Genomic DNA, 12,015 nt, shown 5'->3' on the forward strand with positions numbered 1-12,015 from the left:
ACCGCGTCCGATGATTTTCTATGGGATCAATGGCCTTGGGGCGGCAGCGCCGTGTTGGCCAGCCAGGCGTCGAGGCGGTCCTGTTCGCGGCGCAGCGCATCGACATTGATCAGACCACGCGCCATGGCAAGATAAATCGCCCGCGTGCGCGAGTTGAAGACTGACGCATCGCCGGCGCCGTCCTCGGCAGGCACGATGCCAAGCTTTTCGTAGACATGCTTGATGCGGCTCTGCGCGCCGCGGATCGACAGCCCCCGGCGCGACGCAATGGCCCGGTCGGTGAGGCCGAGCGCGATATCGATCAGGCTTTCATACTCGCCGTCGGTGATGCCTTCGAAGCGATCCTGCACGCGGTGCTGGATGCCGCGGATCTCGCGGTCGATGATGCAGTGGCCTTCGCGGAAAACGCCGCGCAAGGCCGAGCGCATGCCTTCTTCCGTCGCCGATTTCAGCACATAGCCGTAGACCGAACCGGGCGGCACGATGCGCGCCACGCCTCGGACATAGGCTTCGTCGGCGAAATTCGACCAGAACAGGATATGCGTGCCAGCAGAGCGGCTCCAGATCGAACGGGCGACCTCGATCCCCGTCGCCTTGGGCAGCTGCAGGTCGAGCACGACATGCGGCGGCTGGCGCTCGGCCGCCAGATTGATGGCGTCCTCGCCATCGCCGGCCTCGATCACCTCGACATCGCCGGGCCATAATTGCTCAACGGTTTGCCGCGCGAATGTGCGGTGCAGCCCGTCATTCTCGGCGATCATGACCAGCATCATAGTGCCTCCGACACGACCCGGTGTTCGGGCGTTGCTGCTGCTAGAACGGCCGCCTTGCCTTGCAAGGGCTGGCGGTCGATCTCGATGACCACCCGCGTTCCGCTGCTCTTCCGGCTGGCCCGGCCGATACGCAGGCGTGCGCCGATGAGCGCCGCCCGCGTATGCATATGGCCGATGCCGCCATGCGCGGCCGGATCGACCGTGCCGCAGCCTTGGCCGTCATCGGTGACGACGACCCGCAGCACGGTCTCGGTCGCGTCCAGCAGCACGTCGATGCGGTGCGGTGCGGCGTGACGAACCGCGTTGTTGATGGCTTCCTGGACGATCCGGTAGAGCGCCGTGCGCATCGGCTCCGACAAATTGTCGGCGCTGCCGGCGCTGGTATCGGCGATGCGCACGGCAATCGGCGGCTTGGCTCTGGCGACACTGCGGTTGAGATGCGCTTCAACGGCATCGCGCAAGCCGAACAGTTCGAGCACGCTTGGCCGCATGTCGTCGACGATGTGGCGCAATTCGGTGAGGCAGCCGACGACCTCCTGCTCGAGGTCGGCAAGCTGCGCCGCCCGCGCCACGCCCTGGCTGCGAAACGCCGAAACCTGGCGCGCAATGCGGGCAAGATCGCCAAGCGTCTGGTCGTGCAGGTCCATGGCCATGCGGCGGCGCTCCCGCTCCATGCCTTCCGTTAGTTGCGAGGCGCCGACCCTGAGCAGTTCCACCCGATTGTGCGCTTCGCTTTCGGCGAGCATCGCCCGGCGCGCCTCCTCGGTCTGGATCAGCGCAAAAATATAGGGCGCGATCAGGTCGGCGCATTGCTGGGCCACCGCGACATCGGCGAGCGTATAGCAGCCGACTTCGTGCCGGCTGATGTTGAGGGCGCCGATGATGCCGCCGCGCGCCTTGAGCGGCACGACGATGCGGCTGCGCAGCCTGGCGGCGAAGATCGGTCCGTCGATCGCTTTGTCGAAATGGAAGCGCTGGTCGCACAGCGCGTCGTCGGAAAGCAGATAGGGCACCTCGCCCCACAGGATCGAGCGTATCGGGCTGACCTCGGTCGGCAGCGGGTGCTGGGCCAACTCGCTCCAGCTGGTGTGGAAGCCCGCTTCGTAGCAGGCATGCTTGCGCCCATCCTGCGACAGCACCGCCAGATCGACGTGATCGTGCGGAATGAGCGTGCCGATCTCGATGGCGGTTGCGCGAAACGCCGAGCCCGGGTCGATATGGCCGGCCAGCGCCTGCGAAATGGCCAGCAGCCGGTCGATCAGCATGGGAGATACATCCGACATCGCTTTGAGACCCTCCCATGACACCCGAAAAAATTACGCTACGCGAGCCGCGACGCTTCTCGCGCCGCCAATTCCCGAATTTCGTCAGGCCTCCCCTGCGGCCGGAATAGTGGGCACCTGTGACCGGCGCTGTCAACGACGCCTCCGTCGCGGCGGCCGATCAACTTGCGGTGCATCAATTGAAAAGGGTTCGCGTCCTGGTCTAGGGAAGAGGCAGGAGACCAAAGCAAAAATGGCAGTGACGCCAACAGTTGCGCCGGGCGCACCCGGAATCCCAGCGCGCTGGACATCGAGCGCCAAGAGCGGCGTTGGCGCAGCCCTTTCACCGGCCAGCCGCGTCTGGTTCACGCTCAGCCACGGCATTCTCAACGAAGTCTACTATCCGCACCTCGACAGCGCCTGCACCCGCGACATGGGATTGCTGGTGACCGGCCCCGATGGCTATTTCTCCGAGGAGAAGCGCGACGCCGAACATAAGGTTGAACCGTTCGAGGATGGCGTGCCGGCCTACCGGCTGGTCAACACCGCTGCCGACGGAAGCTGGCGGATCGAAAAACTTATCGTTACGGATCCGAAACGGCCAGCCTTGCTGCAGGAGGTCACCTTCACGTCGCTCAAGGGCGGCGACCACCGCGTCTACGCACTTCTGGCGCCGCATCTCGTCAATGCCGGCATGGGCAACACCGCCTGGATCGACGACCACGAGGGGAAAGCGATGCTGTTTGCCTCGGGGCGTGGCGTCTGCCTGGCGCTTGCCTCGTCGCTGCCCTGGGGAGACTGCTCGGCCGGCTATGTGGGTGTCTCCGACGGCTGGCAGCAACTCAGCCGCAGCGGCCGTCTCGATCCGGCCTGCGCCAGGGCCGAGGACGGCAATGTCGCGCTGACCGGTGAGATCGGTTTTTCCCCGGCAAATCCAAAAGCCCTGCTGGCGCTTGGCTTCGGCGCCACGCCGCAAGAGGCGGCGGACCATGCCGTCGCCAGCCTTGCCCAGGGGTTTGAGCCTGCCGCCAAGGCCTATGTCGAGACGTGGCGCAAATGGCAGGCCGGCCTGCTGCCGCTCGATAGGCATGACCAGTCCGGCCTCAACACCTATCGCGTCAGCACGGCTGTGCTGGCAACGCACCGGTCCTTGGCCAAACCAGGAGCGGCCGTCGCCAGCCTGTCCATCCCGTGGGGGTTCAGCAAGGGCGACGACGATCTCGGCGGCTATCATCTGGTCTGGCCGCGCGACCTGGTCGAAACGGCGGGCGGCTTCCTCGCCGCCGGCGATGCCGAGGCGGCGCTGCAGACGCTTACCTATCTCCGTTCCATCCAGCAGCCGGACGGCCATTGGCCGCAAAACGTCTGGCTCGACGGCTCGGCCTATTGGCCGGGCATCCAGATGGATGAGTGTGCCTTTCCGCTGCTGCTTGCCGACGCGCTGCGCCGCGCCGGCCATCTGCCGCGCGCCGTGCTCACCACCTTCCTGCCGATGATCGAGAAGGCGGCGTCCTACGTAGTGCGCAACGGTCCGGTCACCGGCGAGGATCGCTGGGAGGAAGATGCCGGCTATAGCCCGTTCACGCTCGCCGTCGAAATATCGGCGCTGCTCGCCGCCGCCGATATGTTCGACGCTTTCGGCAAAGCAGAGCCGGCTAACTATCTGCGCGAAACGGCGGACAGTTGGAACGACCAGATCGAGCGCTGGACCTATGTCAGCGGCACGGATTTGTGCGCAGAGCACGGCGTCAACGGCTATTATGTCCGCATCGCTCCACCCGACGATGCAGGCGCGGCATCGCCGAAGGACGGCTTTGTGCCGATCAAGAACCGCCCGCCCGGCGACACCGACAAGCCGGCCGAGGCCATCATCAGCCCGGATGCGCTGGCGCTTGTCCGCTTCGGCCTGCGGGCGGCCGACGATCCGCGCATCGTCGACACGGTCAAAGTTATCGACGCGCAATTGCGCATCGACTTACCGCAAGGACCGCTCTGGTACCGCTATACCGGGGACGGCTATGGCGAACACGCCGACGGCGCGCCGTTCGACGGCACCGGCACAGGCCGGCCATGGCCGCTGCTGGCCGGCGAACGCGCCCATTACGAGCTGGCCGCGGGGCGCAAGGACAGAGCGGCAAGCCTGCTCGAGACATTCGAGGCCTCCGCCGGGGTCGGCGGCCTGCTGCCGGAGCAGGTCTGGGATGGTCCTGACCTGCCGCAGCACGAATTGCGGCACGGCGGACCGTCTGGCAGCGCCATGCCGCTGGTCTGGGCGCATTCGGAGCATATCAAGCTGCTGCGATCGCTGCGCGACGGCGCGGTCTTCGACATGCCGCCGCAAGGTGTGGAGCGCTACATCACGGACAAGACCGTGTCGCCGCGCAGGACATGGCGCTTCAACAACAAGCCACGCACCATCCCCGCCGGCAAGCTATTGCGCGTGGAGCTTCCGGCGCGCGGCGTGGTCCACTGGACAAGCGACAAATGGCTGACTGTGCAAGACAGCAAGACCGCGGAGAATGCCTTTGGCATCCATCTGGTGGATCTGCCCGTTGCCGATATTCCGCCGGGCAACGCCATCGTCTTCACTTTTTTCTGGCCCGATACAGGCGGTTGGGAGAATGTCGACTTTTCCGTCGGCATAGACGCGCCGGACAGCCAGTAAAGCTTCGATTCCTCAAGAAACCAGGACGAGACCATGCAAATCGGAATGATGGGACTGGGCAGGATGGGCGCCAACATGGTGCGCCGCCTGATGCGCGATGGCCATGAATGCGTCGTCTATGACATCAACGCGGCAAGCGTAGCCGCGCTGGTCAAGGACGGCGCCATCGGTGCTGCCTCGATGGAGGAATTCGTCGGCAAGCTGTCCAAGCCGCGCAGCGCCTGGCTGATGCTGCCGGCGGCGATCACCGGCAAGATCGCCGACCAGGTGGCAGCGCTGATGGAGCCCGGCGACATCATCATCGACGGCGGCAATTCCTACTACCACGACGCCGTCGACCAGGCGGCTGAGCTGGCGGCCAAGGGCCTGAACTATGTCGATGTCGGCACCAGCGGCGGCGTCTGGGGCCTGGAGCGCGGCTACTGCCTGATGATCGGCGGTCCCGACGAGGCGGTGCGCCATCTCGATCCGATCTTTGCCACGCTGGCGCCGGGCCTCGATGCCGGTGCGCCGGCTCCCGACAAGGCTGCCGGCACCGCTCCGTTCGGCTATCTCCATTGCGGACCGAGCGGCGCCGGTCATTTCGTCAAGATGGTGCATAACGGCATCGAATATGGCGTCATGGCCGCCTATGCCGAAGGCATGAACATCCTGAAATCGGCCAATGCCGGCAAAAGGCAACGCACCGCCGATGCCGAAACCAGCCCGCTGGAAAACCCGAAATATTATCAATTCGACATCGACCTTCCCCAGGTGGCCGAGGTCTGGCGGCATGGCAGCGTGATCGGTTCCTGGTTGCTCGACCTGACCGCCGGCGCGCTGAAGAGCGACCCGGCGCTTGCCCAATTCGGCGGCCGTGTTTCGGACTCCGGCGAAGGCCGCTGGACGCTGAAGGCGGCGATCGACACCGGGGTGCCGGCGCCGGTGCTGTCATCGGCCCTGTTCGACCGCTTTTCCTCGCAAGGCGAATCCGAATTCGCCGACAAGCTCCTGTCCGCCATGCGCTACGCCTTCGGCGGCCATGTCGAAAAGCCGAAGGCCGGCTCGTGACGGTGGCGAGGGAGGCACGCTCATGAGCCAGGAACGCTCCGACACGCTGGTGCTTTTCGGCGCCACCGGCGATCTCGCCCACAAGAAGATCTTTCCGGCGCTTTACCAGATGGTTGCCAAGGGAACGCTGACCGAGCCGGTGATCGGCGTCGCTTTCGACCCCTGGGACCTCGGCCAGCTGCAGGCGCGCGCCCGCGACGGCATCGCAACCGCGCTTGGCAGCATCGATGACGCGGTCTTCGCCAAGCTGGCCTCGCAGTTGCGCTATGTCAGCGGCGATTACCGCAACGGCGCCACGTTCGAGAAGCTGAAAAGCGCGCTCGGCTCGGCCCAGCGGCCGCTGCACTACATGGCGGTGCCGCCGACCATGTTCGAGACCGTCGTCCAGGGGCTGGAACAATCCGGCACCGCGCATGGCGCGCGGCTGATGGTGGAAAAGCCGTTCGGCCACGATCTGCAATCGGCGCGCTGGCTGAACCGGGTGCTGCATCTGGTCTTCGACGAGCAGTCGATCTTCCGCATCGACCACTATCTCGGCAAGGAGGCGATCCAGAACCTGCTCTATTTCCGCTTCGCCAATTCCTTCCTCGAGCCGATCTGGAACCGCAATTTCGTCGAAAGCGTGCAGATCACCATGGCCGAGGATTTCGGCATCGAAGGCCGTGGCCGCTTCTATGACGATGTCGGCTGCATCAGGGACGTCATCGAGAACCATCTGCTCAACATCCTGCTGCTGCTCGCCATGGAGCCGCCGGTCGGCCGCTCCGCCGACGATTTGATCGACGAGAAGGTGCAGGTGCTCAGGGCCATCCGCACGCTGACCAAGGACGATGTCGTGCGCGGCCAGTTCAACGGATACCTGGCCGAGCCCGGCGTGGCGCCGAATTCGCCGGTCGAGACCTTCGCGGCGGTCCGCTTCTTCGTCGACACCTGGCGCTGGCAGGACGTGCCCTTCTTCATCCGTGCCGGCAAGAACATGCCGGTGCATGTCACCGAAGTGGTGGTGCGGCTGAAGCGGCCGCCGCTGGATGTCTTCGACCCGATCAAGCCCACGGACCAGAACTACGTCCGCTTCCGCATCGATCCGCAGGTGGTGATCGCCATCGGCGCGCAGCGCAAGGCGCCCGGTGACGACATGGTCGGCGAGCAGGTGGAGCTGACCGCGCTCGACGACTCGAAGAGCGACATGCCGCCCTATGAGCGGCTGATCGGCGACGCCATGAACGGCAACGGCCAGCTCTTCACTCGTCAGGACGCCAGCGAAATGGCCTGGCGCATCGTCGGTCCGGTGCTTGGCGACATCACGCCGCCGCATGTCTATGAGCCCAAGACCTGGGGACCGGCCGACGCGATGGCCGGGTTCGGGCCGCCCAATGGCTGGATCGATCCGGTAAAATGATTTCGGGAGGGTGAGACAATGGCCAAAGCGGTGAAACAACCGGCATCGGGCACGGAGCCGGTCGTGCTGGCGATCGATATTGGCGGCTCGCACGTCAAGATCCTGACCAGCGCCGGCGGCGAGGAACGCCGGGCCGATTCCGGACCGGGACTGACGCCGCAACAGATGATCGCGACGGTGAAGACATTGGCCGAGGGCCTGCCCTATGACGTCATCTCGATGGGCTATCCCGGCCCGGTGACCCACAACCGGCCGATGATCGACCCGGCCAATCTCGGCAAGGGCTGGGCCGGCTATGATTTCGCCGCCGCCTTCGGCAAACCGGTGAAGGTGGTCAACGACGCGCTGATGCAGGCGATCGGCAGCTACGAAGGCGGACGCATGCTGTTCCTCGGCCTGGGCACCGGCCTCGGCGCCGCGATGATCGTCGACAACGTCGCCCAGCCGATGGAGCTGGCGCACCTTCCCTACAAGAAGGGGAAAAGCTTCGAGGACTATGTTGGCGAACGCGGCCTTGAAAAGCGCGGCAAGAAGAAGTGGCACAAATACGTCTTCGACGTCGTCGATCGGCTTCGCGCCGCCATGCAGCCGGACTACGTGGTGATTGGCGGCGGCAATGTCGACAAACTCGACGAATTGCCTGCAGACAGCAGGCGCGGCGACAACACACGCGCCTTCGAAGGCGGCTTTCGCCTGTGGCGCGACAAGGCGCTTATCGTCTGATATTCGAGCAATTCCAGGAAAAGTGTGAGCGGTTTTCCGTCCGGAATTGCGTAAAAACAAAGACATAGAGCAGTTCGGCGTTTCCGTGAAACGATGAACTGGTCTAGTCCAGTTTAGTATAGTTGTTCAAAATAACGTGTGATTTCGCGCGAAATCATTGCGTTGTGCAGATTTGCCGATTAGGAATTCCGCCACCCCCGCAGATGGAGAAAATAGATTGTCCGACGATAGCAACAACACCAGCAAAGACGACCTGCTTGAACTGACGGCTCACATCGTGTCCGCCTATGTCGAGAAGAACCGCTTGCCTGCTTCCGGCCTGAGCGACCTTATCGCCAGCGTCAGCGCCTCGATCAGCGGGCTCGGACAACCGGTGACCCCCGTCGCCGCGCCGCTCGTCCCCGCGGTCAATCCGAAGAAGTCGGTGACCCCGGACTACATCATCTGCCTCGAAGACGGCAAACGCTTCAAATCCCTGAAGCGTCATCTCGGTGTGCATTTCGGGCTGACGCCGGAGGCCTATCGCACCAAATGGAGCCTGCCGGCCGACTACCCGATGGTCGCCCCCAATTACGCGGCTTCGCGCTCGGCGCTGGCCAAGTCGATCGGTCTTGGTCGCAAGGCCGCCGAAGTGGCACCTGTTAAAGCCAGGGGCAGAAAGGCCAAGGCTTCGGCCTGAGACGCCTGGCGCTGAGCCAATGGTCTTGTCAGATAGCTTCCCTCCGGGGAAAATCCTTGGGAAGCGATTCTGACAGACCATGCAGTTCAGAAACAAGACCGACGAGTATTTTGCTGACGAGTATTTTGCTGATGGGCTTGAGAGATTCAGCTCGTCGCCCAAAGTCGTGCGCGAGCCGGAACTTGGCCCAATCTACAGTAGGCTTTTGGCGAAATACGGAAAGGCATTCGACCTCAAGCCCGTGGTATGCCGACCGTTGGATGGCGTCGACGTAGAGCCGTACAGGACACAAGGCCATCCGTTCTTCATTCTGTTCTATGCGATGATGAAGGATCAGATCGGCGGGCCTCTGTACGTGATAACGGAGCTACACGGCCAGCTTTCCTATCCAGACGTCATATTTGAACTTGAAAGCTCCATCGGCCTTTCATTGGCGCACGCCGACAAAGGCGGTGTGGACCACATTTGCTTCAAGGCGGATCTCGAATTCCTGCTGGTTCGAGATCAGAACAATATTGTCGTCGGTTACGGAAAAGCTGCCCCGTGGTTAAGAGCTTTCCGAAAGTCCTATCCCGAGTTTGTCGTTTGAGGGCTAGGTCGTTGACAACAGGCCTTCGCTGCTGAGATGGAGCTTTGAGCTAAAGTCTCAGGGGGGGGACCATGAACTACGCCAGGATGGTGATCGAGAAAGAGGCGCCGGAGGAGTACGGCTACGACCGTATCCGCTACAACCTCTCCGAAAGCTCGATCGCCGACCAGAAACTCTCCGACATCGGCCTGTCGCTGCCCGATCTGACGCTGTTCTATGGCGAGCATCGCGGCGACAAGGAATTGCGGGCGCTGATCGCGGCGCAGGACGCCGGCATCTCGCCTGACGATGTGCTGGTCACCGCCGGTGCCGCCGGCGCGTTGTTCATCATCTCGACCTCGCTTCTGTCCGAGCGCGACCACCTCGTCGTCATCAGGCCCAACTACGCCACCAACATTGAAACCCCCAAGGCGATCGGCTGCGCCATCTCCTATGTCGATCTGGATTTCGACGCGGGTTTTGCCGTCGATGTCGGCCGCGTCGCCGCCAGCATGCGGCCGAACACGAAGCTGGTCAGCGTCACCTGTCCGCACAACCCGACCGGCACGATGATGCGCCAGGCCGATCTCGACGCGCTGGTGGCGCTGGCCGAAGCCAGCGGCTGCCATCTGCTGGTCGACGAAACCTATCGCGACCTTTCCTATGGAACGCGCCTGCCCACTGCGGCCTCGCTGAGCCCGCGCGCGATCAGCGTCTCGTCGCTGTCCAAAGCCTTTGGCATTCCCGGCATCCGCATCGGTTGGCTGGTCACCCGCGATGCTACCCTCCAGGAAAAATTCCTCGCCGCCAAGGAGCAGATCGGCATCTGCGGCAGCGTTATCGACGAAGGCATTGCGCGCGGCATGCTCGAACGCCGCGACACCTTCCTGGCGGCGCTGCTGCCTGATATGGCCAGGCGCCGCGACATCGTCCAGGCCTGGATCGACCGCGAGAAGCTGGTCGACTGGGTGCGGCCGGAAGGCGGCGTTGTCGGCTTCCCCAGGCTGAATGTCGGTCCCGGTTTCGACCTCGACCGCTTCTATGTGAACCTGCTGGAGAACCATGGCACCTATGTCGGCCCTGGCCACTGGTTCGACATGCCGAAAAGCTTCTTCCGCGTCGGCTTCGGCTGGCCGAAGGAAGCCGAATTGCGCGGCGGCCTCGACGCCATCTCGGCCGCGCTCAGGGACTGAGGGCCGTCACCGCTGCGCCAGATGGATTCCCGCCAGCATGCAGCGGACCGAGCCGCCCGCGAGCTCAATGGTCGGAATGTCGAGGCTGACCGGGGCAATGCAATTCTCGATGGCGGCGACCTGATCAGGCCGAAGCGCCCGCATCGCCCGCGATGAGATCGCCAGCACGCGGCCGTCCCGCCCCTGAAGCTCAAGCGCATTGCCCGCGAACGCCTCGATCTGCTCGGCCGTCAGGTCGACGACAATGCGCCCTCCTGCCTCAAGCCGTTCGCGGACCTCGGCCCGCCGGCGGTCCGACATGATGCTGGCGAGACCGATGAGGCAGAGCTCGGTGCCGAGGCACATCATCACATTGGTGTGGTAGATCGGCCGCCCGGATCGATCGAAGGCGTCGAACAGCATCGGTTCGAAGTTGAAATGCGTACAGAAGCGTTCCAGCGCCACCTCATTGGTGCGGTTCGACCGGGCGGCATAGGCAACGCGCTCGATATGGTCGAGGACCATGGCGCCGGTGCCTTCGAGAAAGATGCCATCCTGCTCCAGCCCGGAATAGTCGATGATGTCCTGGACGCGGTAATGCCGCTTGAGGAACTCGATGATATCCCATCGCCGTTCCGCCTGCCGGCTGGGGGAAAACATCGGATACACCGCGATATGGCCGCCGGAATGGGTCGAGAACCAGTTGTTCGGGAAGACCGAATCCGGACGCCCGTCGGTCTCGTCCTCGAAGAGATGGACGGTGACCCCGGCCGCCTCGAGGCGCGCCGCCATGCGTGTCGATTCTTGATAGGCCTCGGCGCTGATCAGGGTGGCCGTGCGCGTTCCGTCACGGTTCTGGAATGCGTTGTCGGCGGCGGTCGCCTCGTTGGGGGTGAAGTGATGTGGGCGGATCATGACGACGCCGCGCGGCGCCTGCGCGGAAACGGAGCGCATGGTCATTGCACCGTGCAAGCAGCGACCGGGCCGCTGGAGGCGGGCGCCGATATCAGGCCGAACAGGTTGCGAGGATCAGCGGGCTGAGCCAGAAGCTCGAAGGGTTCCAACCCGATCGAACCGACCAGCCGTATCAGGTTTGCCGTGCCGACATATTGCACCATCGATGCGCTCCACCTCGAGAAGAATTTTCTGACGAGGCGAGAGCTTAGGGGTAGCAGAATTTACAAGAAACCTGCAAAGTGTTCAAAACTCGCGCCAGAATCGTACAATCTGATCACTGCTGGCTGGCAACATTGACATGCATATCTTCGACGAAATCGATCGCCGGCTGATCTCGATCCTCAGGGAGGACGGCCGCGCGCCCATTTCCAAGCTTGCGGATGTGCTCGATGTTTCACGCGGAACGGTGCAGGCGCGGCTGGATAGGCTGCTGTCGTCGGGCGCCGTGCTCGGCTTTACCGTTCGCGTGCGCCAGGACGTCGACGATCAGGCCATCCGCGCCATCATGATGGTCGAAGTCACCGGCAAATCCACCACCACCATCATCAAGCGGCTGCGCGGCATACCGGAGCTGTATTCGCTGCATACGACCAACGGCACCTGGGACCTGATCGCCGAGATCCATGCGACGAGCCTTTCGGACTTCGACCGTGTGCTGCGTGAAGTCAGAGCCATCGATGGCATCCTCAACAGCGAAACCAGCCTGATGCTGAGCAGCGTATGAGCTTCGCCAACGCCGGCGTTGCGCACAAAATCCCTTGATCCAG

12 protein-coding genes are annotated in these 12,015 nt (G+C 63.6%); 8 read left to right on the plus strand and 4 right to left on the minus strand.

What is annotated here, in order from left to right; genetic code table 11:
* Positions 1 to 26 precede the first annotated feature (26 nt).
* Both AC1DX6_RS28925 and AC1DX6_RS28930 read right to left on the minus strand, forming a co-directional pair.
* Positions 27 to 770, minus strand: coding sequence for a response regulator transcription factor (locus AC1DX6_RS28925; RefSeq protein ID WP_477319805.1), 744 nt, complete (start codon positions 768 to 770; stop codon positions 27 to 29).
* Positions 770 to 2,056: a sensor histidine kinase gene (locus tag AC1DX6_RS28930; RefSeq protein WP_477319723.1), complete on the minus strand. Its 1,287-nt coding sequence runs from the start codon at positions 2,054 to 2,056 to the stop codon at positions 770 to 772. The genes AC1DX6_RS28925 and AC1DX6_RS28930 overlap by 1 nt, the downstream gene beginning before the upstream one ends.
* Positions 2,057 to 2,288: 232 nt before the next feature.
* Between AC1DX6_RS28930 and AC1DX6_RS28935 the strand changes: the two genes are divergently transcribed.
* The 7 genes from AC1DX6_RS28935 to AC1DX6_RS28965 all read left to right on the plus strand — a co-directional run bounded on the left by AC1DX6_RS28935 (position 2,289) and on the right by AC1DX6_RS28965 (position 10,312).
* A complete protein-coding gene (locus AC1DX6_RS28935) occupies positions 2,289 to 4,700 on the plus strand; it encodes a glucan 1,4-alpha-glucosidase (protein ID WP_477319725.1) in 2,412 nt (803 codons plus the stop codon).
* A 33-nt stretch (positions 4,701 to 4,733) separates the two neighbouring features.
* Entirely contained in the window at positions 4,734 to 5,750 is a 1,017-nt protein-coding gene (gene gnd, locus AC1DX6_RS28940; protein ID WP_477319727.1) for a phosphogluconate dehydrogenase (NAD(+)-dependent, decarboxylating), read from the plus strand.
* Positions 5,751 to 5,772: 22 nt separating this feature from the next.
* Positions 5,773 to 7,149 (plus strand): glucose-6-phosphate dehydrogenase, encoded by a 1,377-nt coding sequence (zwf, locus tag AC1DX6_RS28945; protein ID WP_477319729.1) that lies wholly within the window; start codon positions 5,773 to 5,775, stop codon positions 7,147 to 7,149.
* 18 nt (positions 7,150 to 7,167) lie between these two features.
* Positions 7,168 to 7,872 carry an ROK family protein gene (locus AC1DX6_RS28950; protein WP_477319731.1) on the plus strand — a complete coding sequence of 235 codons (705 nt, stop codon included), beginning with the start codon at positions 7,168 to 7,170 and terminating at the stop codon, positions 7,870 to 7,872.
* Positions 7,873 to 8,089: 217 nt separating this feature from the next.
* Entirely contained in the window at positions 8,090 to 8,551 is a 462-nt protein-coding gene (locus AC1DX6_RS28955; RefSeq protein WP_477319733.1) for a Ros/MucR family transcriptional regulator, read from the plus strand.
* Positions 8,552 to 8,630: 79 nt separating this feature from the next.
* Positions 8,631 to 9,140, plus strand: coding sequence for a hypothetical protein (locus AC1DX6_RS28960; protein ID WP_477319735.1), 510 nt, complete (start codon positions 8,631 to 8,633; stop codon positions 9,138 to 9,140).
* Positions 9,141 to 9,211: 71 nt separating this feature from the next.
* Positions 9,212 to 10,312 (plus strand): pyridoxal phosphate-dependent aminotransferase, encoded by a 1,101-nt coding sequence (locus tag AC1DX6_RS28965; protein WP_477319737.1) that lies wholly within the window; start codon positions 9,212 to 9,214, stop codon positions 10,310 to 10,312.
* Between the two features lie 6 nt (positions 10,313 to 10,318).
* On the opposite strand, the gene ctlX is transcribed toward AC1DX6_RS28965, so the two are convergent.
* The gene (ctlX, locus tag AC1DX6_RS28970) at positions 10,319 to 11,245 is read right to left on the minus strand and encodes a citrulline utilization hydrolase CtlX (protein ID WP_477319739.1); all 927 of its coding nucleotides are present in this window, start codon (positions 11,243 to 11,245) and stop codon (positions 10,319 to 10,321) included.
* Positions 11,246 to 11,247: 2 nt separating this feature from the next.
* Complete coding sequence (locus AC1DX6_RS28975) at positions 11,248 to 11,409, minus strand: hypothetical protein (RefSeq protein ID WP_477319741.1); 162 nt, start codon at positions 11,407 to 11,409, stop codon at positions 11,248 to 11,250.
* A 137-nt stretch (positions 11,410 to 11,546) separates the two neighbouring features.
* On the opposite strand from AC1DX6_RS28975, the gene AC1DX6_RS28980 reads away from it, so the two are divergent.
* Positions 11,547 to 11,972, plus strand: a complete 426-nt coding sequence (locus tag AC1DX6_RS28980) for an Lrp/AsnC family transcriptional regulator (RefSeq protein ID WP_477319743.1) — start codon at positions 11,547 to 11,549, stop codon at positions 11,970 to 11,972.
* Positions 11,973 to 12,015: the final 43 nt, after the last annotated feature.

It is taken from the genome of Mesorhizobium sp. P2_C4 (assembly GCF_056404575.1).

What these genes read in the sequence shown, in the direction of transcription:
- AC1DX6_RS28925 (WP_477319805.1), bottom strand. Translation starts at nt 770, where the DNA reads ATGCTGGTCATGATCGCCGAGAATGACGGGCTGCACCGCACATTCGCG.
- AC1DX6_RS28930 (WP_477319723.1), bottom strand. Translation starts at nt 2,056, where the DNA reads ATGTCGGATGTATCTCCCATGCTGATCGACCGGCTGCTGGCCATTTCG.
- AC1DX6_RS28935 (WP_477319725.1), top strand. Translation starts at nt 2,289, where the DNA reads ATGGCAGTGACGCCAACAGTTGCGCCGGGCGCACCCGGAATCCCAGCG.
- gnd (WP_477319727.1), top strand. Translation starts at nt 4,734, where the DNA reads ATGCAAATCGGAATGATGGGACTGGGCAGGATGGGCGCCAACATGGTG.
- zwf (WP_477319729.1), top strand. Translation starts at nt 5,773, where the DNA reads ATGAGCCAGGAACGCTCCGACACGCTGGTGCTTTTCGGCGCCACCGGC.
- AC1DX6_RS28950 (WP_477319731.1), top strand. Translation starts at nt 7,168, where the DNA reads ATGGCCAAAGCGGTGAAACAACCGGCATCGGGCACGGAGCCGGTCGTG.
- AC1DX6_RS28960 (WP_477319735.1), top strand. Translation starts at nt 8,631, where the DNA reads ATGCAGTTCAGAAACAAGACCGACGAGTATTTTGCTGACGAGTATTTT.
- AC1DX6_RS28965 (WP_477319737.1), top strand. Translation starts at nt 9,212, where the DNA reads ATGAACTACGCCAGGATGGTGATCGAGAAAGAGGCGCCGGAGGAGTAC.
- ctlX (WP_477319739.1), bottom strand. Translation starts at nt 11,245, where the DNA reads ATGCGCTCCGTTTCCGCGCAGGCGCCGCGCGGCGTCGTCATGATCCGC.
- AC1DX6_RS28975 (WP_477319741.1), bottom strand. Translation starts at nt 11,409, where the DNA reads ATGGTGCAATATGTCGGCACGGCAAACCTGATACGGCTGGTCGGTTCG.
- AC1DX6_RS28980 (WP_477319743.1), top strand. Translation starts at nt 11,547, where the DNA reads ATGCATATCTTCGACGAAATCGATCGCCGGCTGATCTCGATCCTCAGG.